At 73.7% G+C, this 14460-nt stretch carries 12 protein-coding genes; 9 read left to right on the top strand and 3 right to left on the bottom strand.

Annotated elements, in window-relative coordinates:
- Positions 1 to 4: 4 nt before the first annotated feature.
- The 3 genes from ACZ6SQ_RS22810 to hutI are packed head-to-tail and all read left to right on the top strand — an operon-like array spanning position 5 to position 3770.
- Complete coding sequence (locus ACZ6SQ_RS22810) at positions 5 to 1207, top strand: allantoate amidohydrolase (protein ID WP_469565161.1); 1203 nt, start codon at positions 5 to 7, stop codon at positions 1205 to 1207.
- Entirely contained in the window at positions 1204 to 2541 is a 1338-nt protein-coding gene (locus tag ACZ6SQ_RS22805) for a formimidoylglutamate deiminase (RefSeq protein ID WP_469564931.1), read from the top strand. The genes ACZ6SQ_RS22810 and ACZ6SQ_RS22805 overlap by 4 nt, the downstream gene beginning before the upstream one ends.
- A gap of 56 nt (positions 2542 to 2597) precedes the next feature.
- Positions 2598 to 3770, top strand: coding sequence for an imidazolonepropionase (gene hutI, locus ACZ6SQ_RS22800; protein WP_469564929.1), 1173 nt, complete (start codon positions 2598 to 2600; stop codon positions 3768 to 3770).
- Between the two features lie 88 nt (positions 3771 to 3858).
- Here hutI and ACZ6SQ_RS22795 read toward each other — a convergent pair whose 3' ends face one another.
- Positions 3859 to 5772: a ricin-type beta-trefoil lectin domain protein gene (locus tag ACZ6SQ_RS22795; protein WP_469564927.1), complete on the bottom strand. Its 1914-nt coding sequence runs from the start codon at positions 5770 to 5772 to the stop codon at positions 3859 to 3861.
- A 382-nt stretch (positions 5773 to 6154) separates the two neighbouring features.
- Complete coding sequence (locus ACZ6SQ_RS22790) at positions 6155 to 7069, bottom strand: RNA polymerase sigma factor SigF (protein WP_469564925.1); 915 nt, start codon at positions 7067 to 7069, stop codon at positions 6155 to 6157.
- Positions 7070 to 7318: 249 nt separating this feature from the next.
- Here ACZ6SQ_RS22790 and ACZ6SQ_RS22785 point away from each other — a divergent pair, with 249 nt between their 5' ends.
- From ACZ6SQ_RS22785 to ACZ6SQ_RS22760, 6 genes are all read left to right on the top strand, one after another.
- Positions 7319 to 7696, top strand: a complete 378-nt coding sequence (locus ACZ6SQ_RS22785; protein ID WP_469564922.1) for an STAS domain-containing protein — start codon at positions 7319 to 7321, stop codon at positions 7694 to 7696.
- 173 nt (positions 7697 to 7869) lie between these two features.
- Positions 7870 to 8373 carry an ATP-binding protein gene (locus tag ACZ6SQ_RS22780; RefSeq protein ID WP_469564920.1) on the top strand — a complete coding sequence of 168 codons (504 nt, stop codon included), beginning with the start codon at positions 7870 to 7872 and terminating at the stop codon, positions 8371 to 8373.
- Between the two features lie 247 nt (positions 8374 to 8620).
- Positions 8621 to 9304 (top strand): LPXTG cell wall anchor domain-containing protein, encoded by a 684-nt coding sequence (locus ACZ6SQ_RS22775; RefSeq protein ID WP_469564918.1) that lies wholly within the window; start codon positions 8621 to 8623, stop codon positions 9302 to 9304.
- A gap of 155 nt (positions 9305 to 9459) precedes the next feature.
- Positions 9460 to 10260, top strand: a complete 801-nt coding sequence (locus ACZ6SQ_RS22770; RefSeq protein WP_469564916.1) for a COG1470 family protein — start codon at positions 9460 to 9462, stop codon at positions 10258 to 10260.
- The gene (locus ACZ6SQ_RS22765) at positions 10257 to 11291 is read left to right on the top strand and encodes a hypothetical protein (protein WP_469564913.1); all 1035 of its coding nucleotides are present in this window, start codon (positions 10257 to 10259) and stop codon (positions 11289 to 11291) included. Before ACZ6SQ_RS22770 ends, ACZ6SQ_RS22765 begins: the two co-directional genes overlap by 4 nt.
- On the top strand, positions 11288 to 12568 hold the full coding sequence (locus ACZ6SQ_RS22760; RefSeq protein ID WP_469564911.1) for a hypothetical protein: 1281 nt from the start codon (positions 11288 to 11290) through the stop codon (positions 12566 to 12568). Before ACZ6SQ_RS22765 ends, ACZ6SQ_RS22760 begins: the two co-directional genes overlap by 4 nt.
- Before the next feature lie 279 nt (positions 12569 to 12847).
- Here the strand turns inward: ACZ6SQ_RS22760 and ACZ6SQ_RS22755 are convergent, their stop codons facing one another.
- On the bottom strand, positions 12848 to 14344 hold the full coding sequence (locus ACZ6SQ_RS22755; protein ID WP_386379115.1) for an oligopeptide:H+ symporter: 1497 nt from the start codon (positions 14342 to 14344) through the stop codon (positions 12848 to 12850).
- Positions 14345 to 14460 lie beyond the last annotated feature (116 nt).

Genomic DNA, 14460 nt, shown 5'->3' with positions numbered 1-14460 from the left:
CGACATGTGGGCCGACCTGCACCCCATCGGCCGCCACGCCGAATCCGGCGGTTACCGGCGCCACGCCTGGACCGGTGCCGACGCCGACTGCCGGGCCTGGTTCGAGGAGCAGGCCCGCGCCCGGGGGCTGGCCTACGAGGTCGACCGCAACGGCAACCAGTGGGCCTGGCTCGGCGACCCCACGGCCGGGGACGCCGTCGTCACGGGCTCGCACCTGGACTCCGTACCGGACGGCGGGGCCTTCGACGGCCCCCTCGGCGTGGTCTCCTCCTTCGCCGCGCTCGACGAACTGCGCGGCCGGGGAGCGGAGTTCACCAGACCCCTCGCCATCACCAACTTCGGGGACGAGGAGGGTGCCCGCTTCGGCCTGGCCTGCGTCGGGTCCCGGCTCACCGCGGGAGAGCTGACCCCGGAGCAGGCCCACCGGCTCACCGACGGGGACGGGATCACCCTTCCCCGGGCCATGGAGGCCGCGGGCTACGACCCCGACGCCATCGGACCCGATCCCGAACGGCTCGCCCGCATCGGCGCGTTCGTCGAACTGCACGTGGAACAGGGCCGGGCGCTTGACCTCAGCGGGGACGCCGTCGGCATCGCCAGCGCCATCTGGCCGCACGGACGCTGGCGGTTCGACTTCCGGGGCGAGGCCAACCATGCCGGCACCACCCGGCTGGCGGACCGCCGGGACCCGATGCTGTCGTACGCCGAGACCGTGCTCGCCGCCCGCCGCGAGGCCGAACTCGCCGGAGCCGTCGCCACCTTCGGCAAGATCTCCGTCGAGCCCAACGGCGTCAACGCCGTCCCCTCCCTGGTGCGAGGCTGGCTGGACAGCCGGGCCGCCGACCAGGAGAGCCTCGACACCGTGGTGGACGGCATCCGGAACGCCGCCCGGGAGTACGCCGACCGGCACGGCGTCGACCTCGCCGTGGTCCGGGAGTCCTTCACCCCCGTCGTCGAGTTCGACCACGCCCTGCGCGACGAACTGGGCCGCATCCTCGGCCAGGACACCGGCCTGACCGTCCCCGTCCTGGGCACGGGCGCGGGACACGACGCCGGAATCCTCTCCGGGCGCGTCCCGACCGCCATGCTGTTCGTGCGCAACCCCACGGGCGTCTCGCACTCCCCGGCCGAGCACGCGGCCGAGGCCGACTGCCTGGCCGGGGTGACCGCCCTCGCAGACGTACTGGAAGGACTGGCCTGCCGGTGACCAAGGGGACCTACTGGTTGGAGCACGCCTGGCTGGGCACCCATGTGGAGCCCGGCGTCGTCGTCGAGGTCGCGGGCGGCAGGATCGCCGCCGTCCGCACCGGCGCCGAAGCCCCGCCGCCCGGCGCGGAGATCCTGCGGGGCCTGACCCTGCCGGGCCTGGCGAACGCCCACTCGCACGCTTTCCACCGGGCCCTGCGCGGCACCGTCCAGGTCGGCTCCGGGACCTTCTGGACCTGGCGCGAGGTCATGTACTCCGTGGCCGACCGGCTCACCCCGGACAGCTACCGCGACCTCGCCCGCGCGGTGTACGCCGAGATGGCCCTGGCCGGCATCACCTCCGTCGGCGAGTTCCACTACGTCCACCACGCCCCCGGCGGCACCCCCTACGCCGATCCCAACGCCATGGGCGAGGCGCTGATCGCGGCCGCGGCCGAGGCGGGCATCCGGATCACCCTCCTCGACACCTGCTACCTCTCCGCCGGCTTCGGCGAGGCGCCGAACAGCCATCAGCGGCGCTTCTCCGACGGCAGCGCCGAGGCCTGGGCCGAACGCTCTTCACTTCTCAAGGAACGCGATCACGCACGGATCGGGGCGGCCGTCCACTCCGTACGGGCCGTGCCCGCAGGGCAGTTGGCGACCGTGGCGCGCTGGGCACAGGAGCGCCGGGCCCCGCTGCATGTGCACCTGTCCGAGCAGACCGCCGAGAACGACGCCTGCCAGGACGCGCACGGCTGCACCCCCACCCAGCTCCTCGCCGAACACGGGGTGCTCGGGCCGCGCACCACCGGCGTCCACAACACGCACCTCACCGACGAGGACATCGCCCTGCTCGGCGGCACCGGCACCGGAACCTGCATGTGCCCGACCACCGAACGCGACCTCGCCGACGGCATCGGCCCCGCCGTCGCCCTCCAGCGGCAGGGCTCCCCGCTCTCCCTCGGCTCCGACAGCCACGCCGTCATCGACCTGCTCGAAGAGGCACGCGCGATGGAGCTCAACGAGCGGCTGCGCACCCGCACCCGGGGCCACTGGACGGCCGCCGCCCTGCTGCGCGCCGCCACCGAGGACGGTCACGCCGCCCTCGGCTGGGACGAGGCCGGACGCATCGAGCAGGGCGCGCTCGCCGACCTCACCACCCTCGCGCTCGACACGGTCAGGACAGCGGGACCGCTGCCCAGGCTCGGCGCCGAGACGGCCGTATTCGCGGCGACCGCGGCCGACGTACGGCACACGGTCGTGGGCGGACGGCACGTCGTCCGGGACGGGGCGCACACGCTCGTGCCCGATGTGCCGCAGGCGCTGGCCGCGGCCGTCGCGGCGCTGCGCGACTGATCACCGCACCCGAAGCACACGCCCCCGCCCACGCACCTGCCCACGAGGACACGACGATGAGCAGCACTGTCATCACCAACATCGCCACGCTGGTCACCAACGACCCCTCCCTCGGTGACAACTCCCCGCTCGGCCTGATCCGCGACGCGGCCCTGGTCGTCGACGGCGACCGCGTCGCCTGGGCCGGTGAATCAAGCAAAGCACCCGCCACTGACAATCGGGTCGACGCGGGCGGGCGGGCCGTGATCCCCGGCTTCGTCGACTCCCACTCGCACCTGGTGTTCGCGGGCGACCGCACCGAGGAGTTCAACGCCCGTATGTCCGGGCGGCCGTACAGCGCGGGCGGCATCCGCACCACCGTCGCCGCCACCCGCGCCGCGACCGACGCCGAGCTGGAGGCGGGCCTCACCCGGCACCTCGCCGAGGCACTGCGCCAGGGCACGACCACCTTCGAGACCAAGTCCGGCTACGGTCTCACCGTCGAGGACGAGGCCCGCGCCCTGCGCATCGCCGCCGCGCACACCGACGAGGTCACCTACCTCGGCGCCCACATCGTCTCCCCGGACTACGCCGACGACCCGGCCGGCTATGTCGCCCTGGTCACCGGCGAGATGCTGGACGCCTGCGCCCCGCACGCGCGCTGGATCGACGTGTTCTGCGAGAAGGGCGCCTTCGACGGCGACCAGGCCCGCGCGATCCTCACCGCCGGCAAGGCCCGCGGCCTGCACCCGCGTGTGCACGCCAACCAGCTCTCCCACGGCCCCGGCGTGCAGCTCGCCGTCGAGCTCGACGCGGCCAGCGCCGACCACTGCACCCACCTCACCGACGCGGACGTGGACGCCCTGGCCAACAGCCGTACGGTCGCGACTCTGCTGCCCGGCGCCGAGTTCTCCACCCGCGCGCAGTGGCCCGACGCCCGGCGCCTGCTCGACGCCGGGGTCACGGTCGCCCTGTCCACCGACTGCAACCCGGGCTCGTCGTACACCTCGTCCGTGCCGTTCTGCATCGCGCTCGCCGTACGGGACATGGGCATGACCCCCGACGAGGCGGTCTGGTCGGCCACCGCGGGCGGCGCCGCGGCCCTGCGCCGCGAGGACATCGGCCGTCTCGCCCCGGGCGCCCGCGCCGACCTGGCGTTCCTGGACGCGCCCAGCCATGTCCACCTGGCCTACCGGCCGGGCGTGCCGCTGGTCGACGAGGTGTGGCGCGGCGGCACCAGGGCCGTCTGACCCGGCCTCCTGGAGGCAAGGCGCCGGGCCGGGAACCCCCAGCCGGACCGGGACCTCAGCCGGGCTGACCCTCGGCCGGGCCGGAACCTCAGCGGGCCCGCCCCGCCTGCCAGCGCTGCGCGGGGCTCCCATCGTCTCCCCCGGTCCAGTCGAACCACAGACCGTCGTCGTAGCCGTACGCCGTCAGCGCCGTGTAGGGCGCGACGTACGGGCGGATCACGCCGTCGGAGGTCACCTCGAACATCAGGTTGCGGCCGTTGCTGCCGTAGACCGAGTCGCAGGTCCAGATGCCGGCGCCCCGGTCGTCCGAGCCGCGGCTGTCCAGGCAGAAGTCGTCGTCGGCGTACGCCTGGAGGACCTGGCGTTCCGCGTCGTACCGCCACAGCTGTGTGTCGGAGCCGGAACAGGGCGCCGCGATCACGTCGTTGCCCTTGTCGAACCAGCCGTCCGCGATGTCCAGGCATCGTCCGGTGTCCTCGTTGACCACCTCGGCGTAGACGCCGTTCGGCGCGTGCGGGGCCGGTGGCGGCGGGGGCGGCTTCGGCGCCGCGGTGGTCGGCCGGGGACGCGCGGAGGTGGGCGACGGGGTCGGCGTCGGCTTCGGCGACGGTGACGTGCGGGTCTTCGAGGGGGAGGGCGAGGGCGACGGCGAGGGGGTCACCGACACGGTCGCGGTCACCGTCACGGCGGGCACGGGCGGCGGTGTGTACCGGGTGTGCGCGGCGGCGTTCTGCGCGGGCGGGTCGCCGGGCGTGAGCAGGAACAGCAGCAGCGGCGTGAGCGCCACTCCCAGCGCCGCCGAGGCGAGCGCGAACCGCCGCGAGGCCGGCCAGGCCCGCGCCGCCTCCTCCACCGACCCGCGGCCCGCGGGACCCTCCCCGGCGGGCCTGGAAGCGGCCGGCCTGGAACCGGCGGGCCCGGACCCGGCCGGGCGCACCCCGGCCCCCGGTCCGGGGACGGCCGCCGCGCCCCGGCCGGCGCCCGACGCGGCGCCGGAGGCCGTACGGGAGTGCGCGGCGGAGGACTGCCCCGGCCCGTTCCAGCCGCCGGAGCCGGAGCCGCCGTGGACGGCGAGGGCGCCCGTCCCCGACGTGGCCCTTCGACCCGTGGTGTGCGTGCCGGTGTCCCGGCCGTCCCCGCCCGCGGAGGTCGCGGCCGCGGCGGCCGCGCCGGAGGCCCGGCCGCCGACCGGGGCCTCGCCCGCGTACGCCGCGCCCGACCAGGGCAGCAGTCCCTCGGCCAGCGCCGCCCGCGGGGAGTCGCGCAGGGCGCACTGCTCCTCGTAGGCCATCGTGCAGTGCGGGCACTGCGTCATGTGCGTGGCGAGGTCGAGGCTGTGGCGGGGGGAGTCCGGGCGTACGGACTCCTCGATCAGGCGGCGGAAGTCCTGGCAGTGGGGGTCGTCGGAGTCGGCCAGGCGGGTGCGCAGGGCGGCTCCGGCCAGGGCGGGGAGGGTGCGTTCGACGCCCCAGGCCACGTCGGCACGGCTCATCCCGAGCAGCAGGGCGGTGCGCTCCTCGGTCTCCCGCTCGACGAGGCCGTACCAGATCAGGCCCTGGGTGCGCGGCGGCAGCGAGTGGAACGCCCTGAGCAGGGGCGGTACGGGCCCGTCCGGCCCGGCCGCGCCGAGCACCTGCCGCAGGGCGGGGTCGAGCCCGACCGCGCGCTCCTCGGCCGCCCACTGCCCGGCGACCTGCGCGGCGAGCAGCAGCAGCCGGTGGCGTACGGGTGTGCCGGAGTCGGTGCCCTGCGCTGTCTCGCGGGCCGCCGAGGTGAAGGCGTGGGCGGCGAGCTGGCGGGCGACGGCGTCGCTGACGGTGCTGAGGCGGGCGTAGGCGAGCACGGACTCGCGGTGGCGGGCCCGCAGTTCGCGCAGGGCCGGGTACGCGGTCGTGCTGCCGGTGCGCAGCAGTTCCGTCAGCCGGGCGTCCGCGGCGCCCGAGTACTCGCTCTCGCTGTCAACGGCCCCGGCCTCATTGCCGGTTCCCTCGGCCCGCGCCATCACCAAGCCTCCTCGCGTCCCCGTCCCTGGTGTACACCCCGTCCATAACTGACTTACTGGCCAGTCGGTTTGGGGGTGCCCATAGTGGTGGACCCGATCGGGCGGGAAAAGAGGTTTCCCCGGGTAACCAGGGAGAACAAGGATGCGGTCCGGTAACGGCCACGAGGGCGGTCCGACCGATCGAACCGCCCCCGAGCATCCGTACAACACGAGGCTTCGGAGATCCGTGACCCACGACGTCTCCGCGGTGCTGTCGCGCGAGCCCCGACACGGCGGGCCGGGACACGCGAGGCCCGACACGGGCGGGCCCGGCGCGTGAGGCCCGGCGCGGCAGCCGCGGACGTGTGAGGTCCGGGCGAGGGGCGCCCTCCGGCCGGAGGGGTCAGTCCTCGACCGTCAGGCCCTTGCGCAGCCGCCCCAGGGTCCGGGACAGCAGCCGGGACACATGCATCTGCGAGATGCCCAGTTCCTCGCCGATCTCCGACTGCGTCATGCCCGCCACGAACCGCAGGGACAGGATCTTCCGGTCGCGCGGCGGCAGTTCGGCGATCAGCGGCTTCAACGACTCGACGTACTCGATGCCTTCGAGCCCGTGGTCCTCGTAGCCGATGCGGTCGGCGAGCGCGCCCTCGGAGTCGTCCTCCTCGGGCTGGGCGTCCAGCGAGCTGGCGGTGTAGGCGTTGGAGGCGGCCATGCCCTCGACGACCTCGTCGTGGCTCAGCCCCAGGTGCTCGGCGAGTTCGGGCACCGTCGGCGCGCGGTCCAGCCGCTGGGCCAGTTCGTCACCGGCCTTGGCCAGGTCCAGCCGCAGTTCCTGGAGGCGGCGCGGGACGCGCACGGACCACGAGGTGTCGCGGAAGAAGCGCTTGATCTCGCCGATGATGGTCGGCATCGCGAAAGTGGGGAACTCGACGCCCCGGGTGAGCTCGAAGCGGTCGATCGCCTTGATCAGGCCGATCGTGCCGACCTGGACGATGTCCTCCATCGGCTCGCTGCGCGAACGGAAGCGGGAGGCGGCGAACTTGACCAGCGCGAGGTTCAGCTCGACCAGCGTGTTGCGGACGTACGCGTGTTCGTGCGTGCCTTCCTCGAGGGACTCCAGCCGCTCGAAGAGGGTCTTGGACAACGCCCGCGCGTCCACGGGTCCCACCTCGTCGTACGGGGGGATCTCCGGAAGACCGGCGAGCGCGTCCTCGCCCGCGTCGGTCGTGGGGGTGATGGGTTCCAGCTGTTCCGGAGCGGGTGTCGACGTCGCCGTGTCCGTAGCGGGGCGCGATGCGTCGAGCCGGGGTGACATGGTGTCCTCCATCGTTCTCGGCATAAGGCTGCCGAAGCCATTGGGTGCACTGCGGTGTGCGGCGCCTCCAAAGCCGGCCGTGTCGGTTGCGTGTCTCTACTAGCCCTACCCGCTTTCCGACAGCCACCGCAAGTGTGTTACGTGCGGGTATGTCCGCTTCGTTGCGGTTGTTCAGGTGTCAGAGAGTGTGAGGAAGGCGTAGTGTTCGAGGGCGTCAATCGGCAGCGACGACCTCGGGAGAGAGACGGCATGGACCACGGGACGGTCGGCAGTGCGCAGTCGGGCCGGCTTCTGGTGGAGGTGCGGCAGGAGGGCTCCAGTGCGGTCGTGACACCGGCGGGTGAGCTCGATCACCACACCGCCGACCTGTTGCGCGTACCTCTGGAGGAGTGCCTCGAGCGGGGCCTGAGCCGGCTGGTCGTGGACTGCTCCCGGCTGGAGTTCTGCGACTCCACGGGGCTGAACGTCCTGCTCGGCGCCCGGCTGAAGGCCGAGGCCGCCGGAGGCGGTGTCCATCTCGCCGGAATGCTGCCTGTGGTCGCACGGGTGTTCGAGATCACCGGCGCGGACGCGGTCTTCACTGTCCATGACACGCTCGACGCGGCTCTGGCCGACGAGTCCGGCTGAGCCGGGGGGTGCGGCTGGGCCGGAATATCCGGTCGGGCCGGAAAGATACGGGTGTTCCGCCGCGCCGCCCGGGCAGGAGACCCCTTGAACATGACGGCGGCAACCGCCCAGCTGCGGATTTCCTGTAGAGACTTCTGAATCGTGAACTGGTGAATCGGTGAGGTGAAGCGCTGATGAGCACCACCCGGCCGTACTCGCCGGGCTCCGAAGAGCCCAGCGGCGCTTCCGGCGCGCCCGCGGTGTCCGGTGAGCCCGGGGGCGTCGAGGACCGGCAGGTGCGCCGGCTGGCCTTCGAGGGGCAGGCCGGCGTCGTGCCGCTGGCCCGTGACTTCGCCCGTCAGGCGCTGTACGCGTGGGGCTGGCTGCCCGCCGCGTCCGCGGACCGGCGGGCCGTCGCGGAGGACGTGCTGCTCGTCGTGTCCGAGCTGGTCACCAACGCGTGTCTGCACGCGGAGGGGCCGGACACGATGTGGATCGCCTGCGACGGCAAGGTGATCCGTGTCGAGGTGTCCGACAAGGGCACCGGCCAGCCCGCGCCCCGCACGCCCCATCGCGCCGGGCGGCCCGGCGGGCACGGCATGTTCATCGTCCAGCGCCTCTGTCTGGACTGGGGTGTCGTGCGCACGCCCGGGGTGACGGGGAAGACGGTGTGGGCGGAGCTGGGGGCTCCGCTCTGACGGCCCCGGCGTAACCGCCCTGGGCGCGGTCCTGTCGGCCGCACGGCGTCCGTGTGTGGGCGGTTCGGCGCCCTCCGCCTGTTCCTTCCGTGTGGCGCGATCCCGATCCCCGCCTGCCTCTGACGTGCGCGCGGACGGGCGGTCCGGCGCCGCCTCACGTCCCCGAGTGCGCTTCTCTTCCCTCTTGTTGCCCGTGGGCGTACCTTGACGGCCGATCTGATGCTCCGTCAGGAATGGGGGTACGCCCATGTCGTACCGGAAGGGAATCGTCGCGGTCCTGGCCGGATCGGCGGTGCTGGTGGGCGCTCCCGGGGCCCGGGCCGAGGTCGTCGACGTCAACTACCAGTGCAAGACGCCGATCGGGGACAAGAGCGCGGTGTCGCCCATCGACATCAAGGGCGTGCGGAGCGGCGACGGCTACAGGATCACCATGTCCTGGCAGAAGGGCGTCTCGTCCAGCCCCGTCGAGCTGGGCAAGGGGGCGATGAACCCCAGCGCGACCGTCGAGATCGGCGGCGCCGACGGCGGGAGCCTCACCGTGACCGGCCCGGCCAACCAGGCGGCGATCCCCGCCGACACCCCGATCAAGATCAACGACCTGAGCGGCACGTACACCCCGCGCAAGTCCGGCAAGGTCACCTTCACCGCGGGCGTCCTCACCATCAAGGCCCTCGGTACGACGACCACCTGCACACCCACCAACAGCCCCGGCCCCTCCCTGAGCCTCGACGTGAAGGCGGCGGGCGCGGGCGGCCCGGACACCGGGGGCGACCCGCCGGCCGGCGGCGATCCGGGGGCCGGACTCCCGCAGACGGGCCCGGCGGACTCGGCCGTCGCCCTCGGCATCCTCGGCGGCACGGTCCTGCTCACCGGTGCGGCGGGCACCCTGTGGCTGACCCGGCGGCGCGGGACGGCACGCGCCGGCCGCTGAAGGCACGCGTCGGCGGACAAAGGCATGCGCCGACCGTCGACGGCCGGGCAGGCCACCCTCCCGGGGCCTGCCCGGCCCCCACTCCGTGACGAGGCTCCCCGGCGTCCGCCGCCGGGGGCACCCCATCGCGCCGCACCTCCCCGACGGAGCCGCCGATGCCGTACGCCGTACGCCTCCTGTCCCTGGCCCTGTCGCTGCTCGCCCTCGGCGCGACACCCGTCTCGGCCGCCGACGGCTGGTCCGTCACGCCCTCCGGCGGCGGCCGCCCCACCCTGTACGCCGAGGGCGGGCCCGGCGCGGTCCTGACGGACTCCGTCTCCGTGACCAACCGGGGGAGCCGGGCGGTGACGGTACGGCTCACCGGCGGCGGGGCCCCGGTCGCCTTCGCCGGCCGAGAGGTCCGGGTGCCCGCCCGCACCCGCGCCGACATCCCCGTGACCCTGACGGTCCCGGCGGACGCGGCCCCGGGCGACCGGCCCGGCACGATCACCGCCCGGGACGGCGACGGCCGTACGGCCACGGTCCCGCTGCTGCTGCGGATCGGCGGGCCGCGCCTGTCCGCGCTGACCGTCGAGCACGTCGCCGTACGCGACGGACGGATCGTCTACGAGCTGGTCAACCGCGGTACGACCACCCTCGTGCCGCGGCTCGCGGTGCGCGCGCAGGGGCTGCTCGGCCCGGTGCTGGACCGCGCGCCGCGCATGCTGGACGTCGAACTCCCGCCCGGCCGCCGGCTGAGGCTGACCGAGCCCTGGCCGGGGCGCCCCACCCTGGACGCGGTCGAGGTACGGCTGACGGTCACCGCGGCGGGCGGCGCCCGCGACAGCGCGAGCGCGCGGGCCAGGTTCGTGCCGTGGCCGGCCGCGTCGGCGGGGGCCGGGGGAGCGGCCGCCGCCGGGGCCCTGATCGTCCTACGGCGACGCAGGCGGCGCAGGCCCGGGGAGGTGGCGAGGTGAGGGCGAAGGCCCTGGTGCTGGCGCTGGTCGCCGCCCTGCTGGTGCCGGCCGGGCTCGCCCGGGCGGACGGGGAACCCGCCGTGCGGCTGTCCACGGCCCAGGCGGGCACGGGCGGTTCGGTCACCGTGCACGGCAGCGGCTGGCGGCCGCGCGCCCTGCTGATGATCCTGATCTGCGGGCAGTCCGTGCCCTCCCGGGGCGTGCCCGGGGGCACCAACTCCTGTGCCAACGCCGACGGCAGGGCCGTCACCACGGACGCCGACGGGCGGTTCAGGCGCGAACTGCCCGTCGCCGAACCGCCCGTGCCCTGCCCGTGCGTGGTGCACGTGGCGACGGCGACGGGCGCGAGGGCACAGGCCGACGCGGTCCTCCAGGTCGCCGGGCACGCCGTCGAGCCGCTGCCCGCGCAGCCCGGCGGGGCCCGGCCGGCGGCCCTCACGGACGCCCGGCTCGACGGCTCCGACGGGCTGCTGACCTGGTTCGGGGCGCCGCCCACCCGCACCCTGGTGCTCACCGTCGGCAACGTCGGCACCTCGGCCCTGCGGGACCCGGTCTTCCAGGTCGGCACCGCGCACGGTGTGTTCGCGCCGCAGTGGGAGGAGCGGCAGTGGCGCGGCACGATCCCGCCCGGCGGCCGCGCGAGGGTCGAGCTTCCTGTCGAACTGGCCGCCGGGGCGCACGGCGACTACACCGTCTCTCTGAAGTACGGCGGCAGGGTGATGGCCGAGCAGCCCTGGGCGGTGGGCCGCCCGTGGGGCGTGACCCTGTTCTGGATCCTGGTCTGCCTGGTGGTGCCGGCCGCGGTGTTCCGCGCCGGAATGGCCCTGGTGGACCGTCTGCGGCCGCGCGGGGCCGCGCCTCGGCGCCTGCGTCTGCCGGCCGTGGCCCTGCGGCTGCCCCGTACGAGGACACCCGGCGGCCGGGGGTCCCCGGCGCCCCCGACCCTGCCCTGGTTCACCCCGGACGCCGATCCGGGCGCACCCTCCGCGCCGCGCGACGACCAGTTCCCCAGCAGAGAGGCAGGCACGTGAAGGAGCGAAGGAGAGTCACACCGGCCGGCCGGGCTCTCGCCCTGATGACCGGGGCGGGCGTACTGCTCGCCCTGTCCGCCGTGCCCGCGCGGGCCGCCGCGGTCTCGTACGCCACCGAGTGCGTGCCCCCGGCGATCTCGGGTCTGCCGCCGGTCCACGGCACCACCGAGGTGGAGATCACCGCCCCGGCCACGGCCGCGGTGGGCGAGGAGGTCGAGGTGGTGTGGACGTTCGTCCGGGCCGCCTCGAAGAACCCCGACCTCGTCGACCTGCCCGCCGACTCGGTCCAGCCGAGCGGCACGCTCAAGGCCGGCGGCGCGCAGAGCGGCGACATCGCGATGCGGGGGCCGCGCGAGAACCCGCCCATACCCAAGGGCGGCGCGATGGTGCTGTCCGCGATGAAAGGCAAGGTCAGGCTCACGACACCCGGCGAGGTCACGCTGACGCCGGACGCGTACGTCATCAACGCCATGTCCACGGACACCAGGTGCACGCCGGAGCAGCCGGTGCCGCCCGCCGCGACCATCAAGGTGACCTCGGGCGACGGCACCCCGACGCCGACCCCCACCCCGACCCCCACCCCGACCCCGACACCAACGCCCACGCCCACCCCCACCCCGACTCCCGAGCCCACCCCCACCCCTACACCCAGCGCGCCCGCCTCGGAGTTCAAGGGCAAGGAGGTCCAGGTCCCCTACGCCTGCAAGACCCCGATCGGCGACCGGAACGCGATCTCGCGCGTGCAGATCGACGCGCGGCGCGACGGCGGGAACTTCGAACTCACCGTCGGCTTCAAGAAGTCGGTGATGGACAGCCCCGCCGAGATCCCCGCGAACTCGGTCGAGCCGTCCATGGACGTCGTCCTCGGCGGCGACGACCGGGGCACGGTCCATGTCACCGGCCCGGCCAACTCCGAGGCGGTCAAGGCGGGTGAGCCGATCGAGATCCCCGACCTGACGGGCACCTACAAGCCGGGCGCCGACGGCGAGTCGACCCTCGCGCCGGGCGTCCTGGTCATCAAGGCCCTCGGTACGACGACGACCTGCACTCCCCAGAAGACCGAGGTCTCCCTCACCCTGGACACCACGGCCCAGCCCGGCGGAGCGTCAGGAGGCGGTTCCTCGGCGGGTGGTACGACCACCACCACCGGCGGCGGCCTGGCGGACACAGGCTCAGAATCCCACGGCCCCCTGAAGGCCCTGGCCCTGGCAGCAGCCACAACCCTCCTCCTGGGCACAGCAATCTTCACAGCCCTACCAACCCGCAAACGCCCCTAGAGCCGCGGAGAACGGCCGGGCAACCGCCCCTCAGGGGCGCGGGGAACTGCGCGACAAGCCACGACGGACCCGCAGCCGCCCACGCACGGCACGCGCACGGCGACAAGGCTGCCCCGCCCGCACGGCGACACCCGCAGAAAACCGCCCCTCAGGGGCGCGGGGAACTGCGCGAGAAACCACGACGGACCCGCAGCCGCCCACAGTCCGCCGCGCAAAGCGGCGAAAGGGCCGCCGTATCCCCCTCGGATACGGCGGCCCTTTCGCGCAAGCGAGCCCGGACTAGCGAACGCTGCCCATGAGCTCCTTGACCTTGTTGCGGTACATCCACACCGCGACACCGGCGACCACGGCCAGAGTCGCCTCCAGCGCGACGATGCCCGTCTTGTTGAGATCGACCCCGGCGATGGACAGCAGACCGGTCGTGGCGTCACCCGCGGTGACGGCCAGGAACCAGACACCCATCATCTGCGAGGCGTACTTCGCGGGCGCCATCTTCGTCGTGACCGACAGGCCGACCGGCGAGAGCAGCAGCTCACCCACGGTCTGCACGAAGTAGATCGCCACCAGCCACATCGCGGCCGCCTTGTGACCGCCCTCGGCGATCGACAGCGGGGCGAGGAAGAGGAAGAAGGACGCGCCGACCAGGACCAGACCCGAGGCGAACTTCACGATCGTGCTCGGCTCCTTGCCGCGCCGGTTCAGCGCCAGCCAGAACCAGGCGAAGACCGGGGCCAGCGCCATGATCAGGACCGGGTTGACCGACTGGTACCAGGAGACCGGGAACTCCCAGCCGAACACGGTGTTCTCGGCGGAGGAGTCGGCGAAGATCGACAGGGTCGAGCCGCCCTGGTCGTAGATCATCCAGAAGACGGCGGCGGCGACGAAGAACCAGATGTACGCCGACATCGACTTCTGCTCGGTGCGGTCGAGGTCCTTGTCGCGCTTGATGTTGACCAGCACCAGCACCGGGATGATCACGCCGAGCAGGGTCAGCGGGACCAGGATCCAGTTCAGGGTGTAGGAGCCGGAGAAGCCGACGATCGCGTAGAAGACCACGGCGATACCGGCCCAGACGGCGGCCTTGCGCAGCGTGGACGCCTTCTCCTGAGCGGACAGCGGCTTCGGCACGACGCTGGAGCGCTCGGCCAGGTTGCGGCTGCCCAGCAGGAACTGGCCGAGGCCCAGGGCCATGCCGAGCGCGGCGAGGGCGAAGCCCAGGTGCCAGTTGACGTTCTCACCGATGGTGCCGATGACCAGCGGGGCGGCGAAGGCGCCGAGGTTGATGCCCATGTAGAAGACCGTGAAGCCACCGTCGCGGCGCGGGTCGTCCGGGCCGTCGTAGAGGTGGCCGACCATCGTGGAGATGTTGGCCTTCAGCAGACCCGAGCCGACGGCGACCAGGCCGAGACCGGCGTAGAAGGTGCCGGAGGCGGGGAGGGCCAGGGTGAGGTGGCCGAGCATGATGACCGCGCCGGCGACGGCGACGGTCTTGCGCGGGCCCCAGACCCGGTCGCCGAACCAGCCGCCGGGCATCGCCAGCAGGTAGACCAGCGAGACGTAAACGGAGTAGATCGCCGTGGCCGTGGCCGCGTCGAGGTGCAGGCCGCCCGGGGCGACGAGGTACAGCGGGAGCAGTGCCCTCATGCCGTAGTAGGAGAACCGCTCCCACATCTCGGTCATGAAGAGAGTGGCCAGGCCGCGGGGGTGGCCGAGGAAGGTCTTCTCGGAACCGGGGGTGCCCGGACGGACCGAGTCCTTCGTCAGGCTGGACGCCATGGGTCGTTCCTTGCTGGTTCGGGACGCGCGGGGTGGAGCGTTGCGCGCCCGGTGGGGCGGCCGGCACCGGCGTGATCGGCCCGTCCGCCCCTACGCCCAGGGGGAGTCCGCCCCGG

The sequence above is a fragment of the Streptomyces sp. NPDC048600 genome, assembly GCF_055587025.1.
The sequence above is the reverse complement of the archived record's forward strand: the minus strand, read 5'-3'. Positions and strand labels throughout refer to the sequence as shown.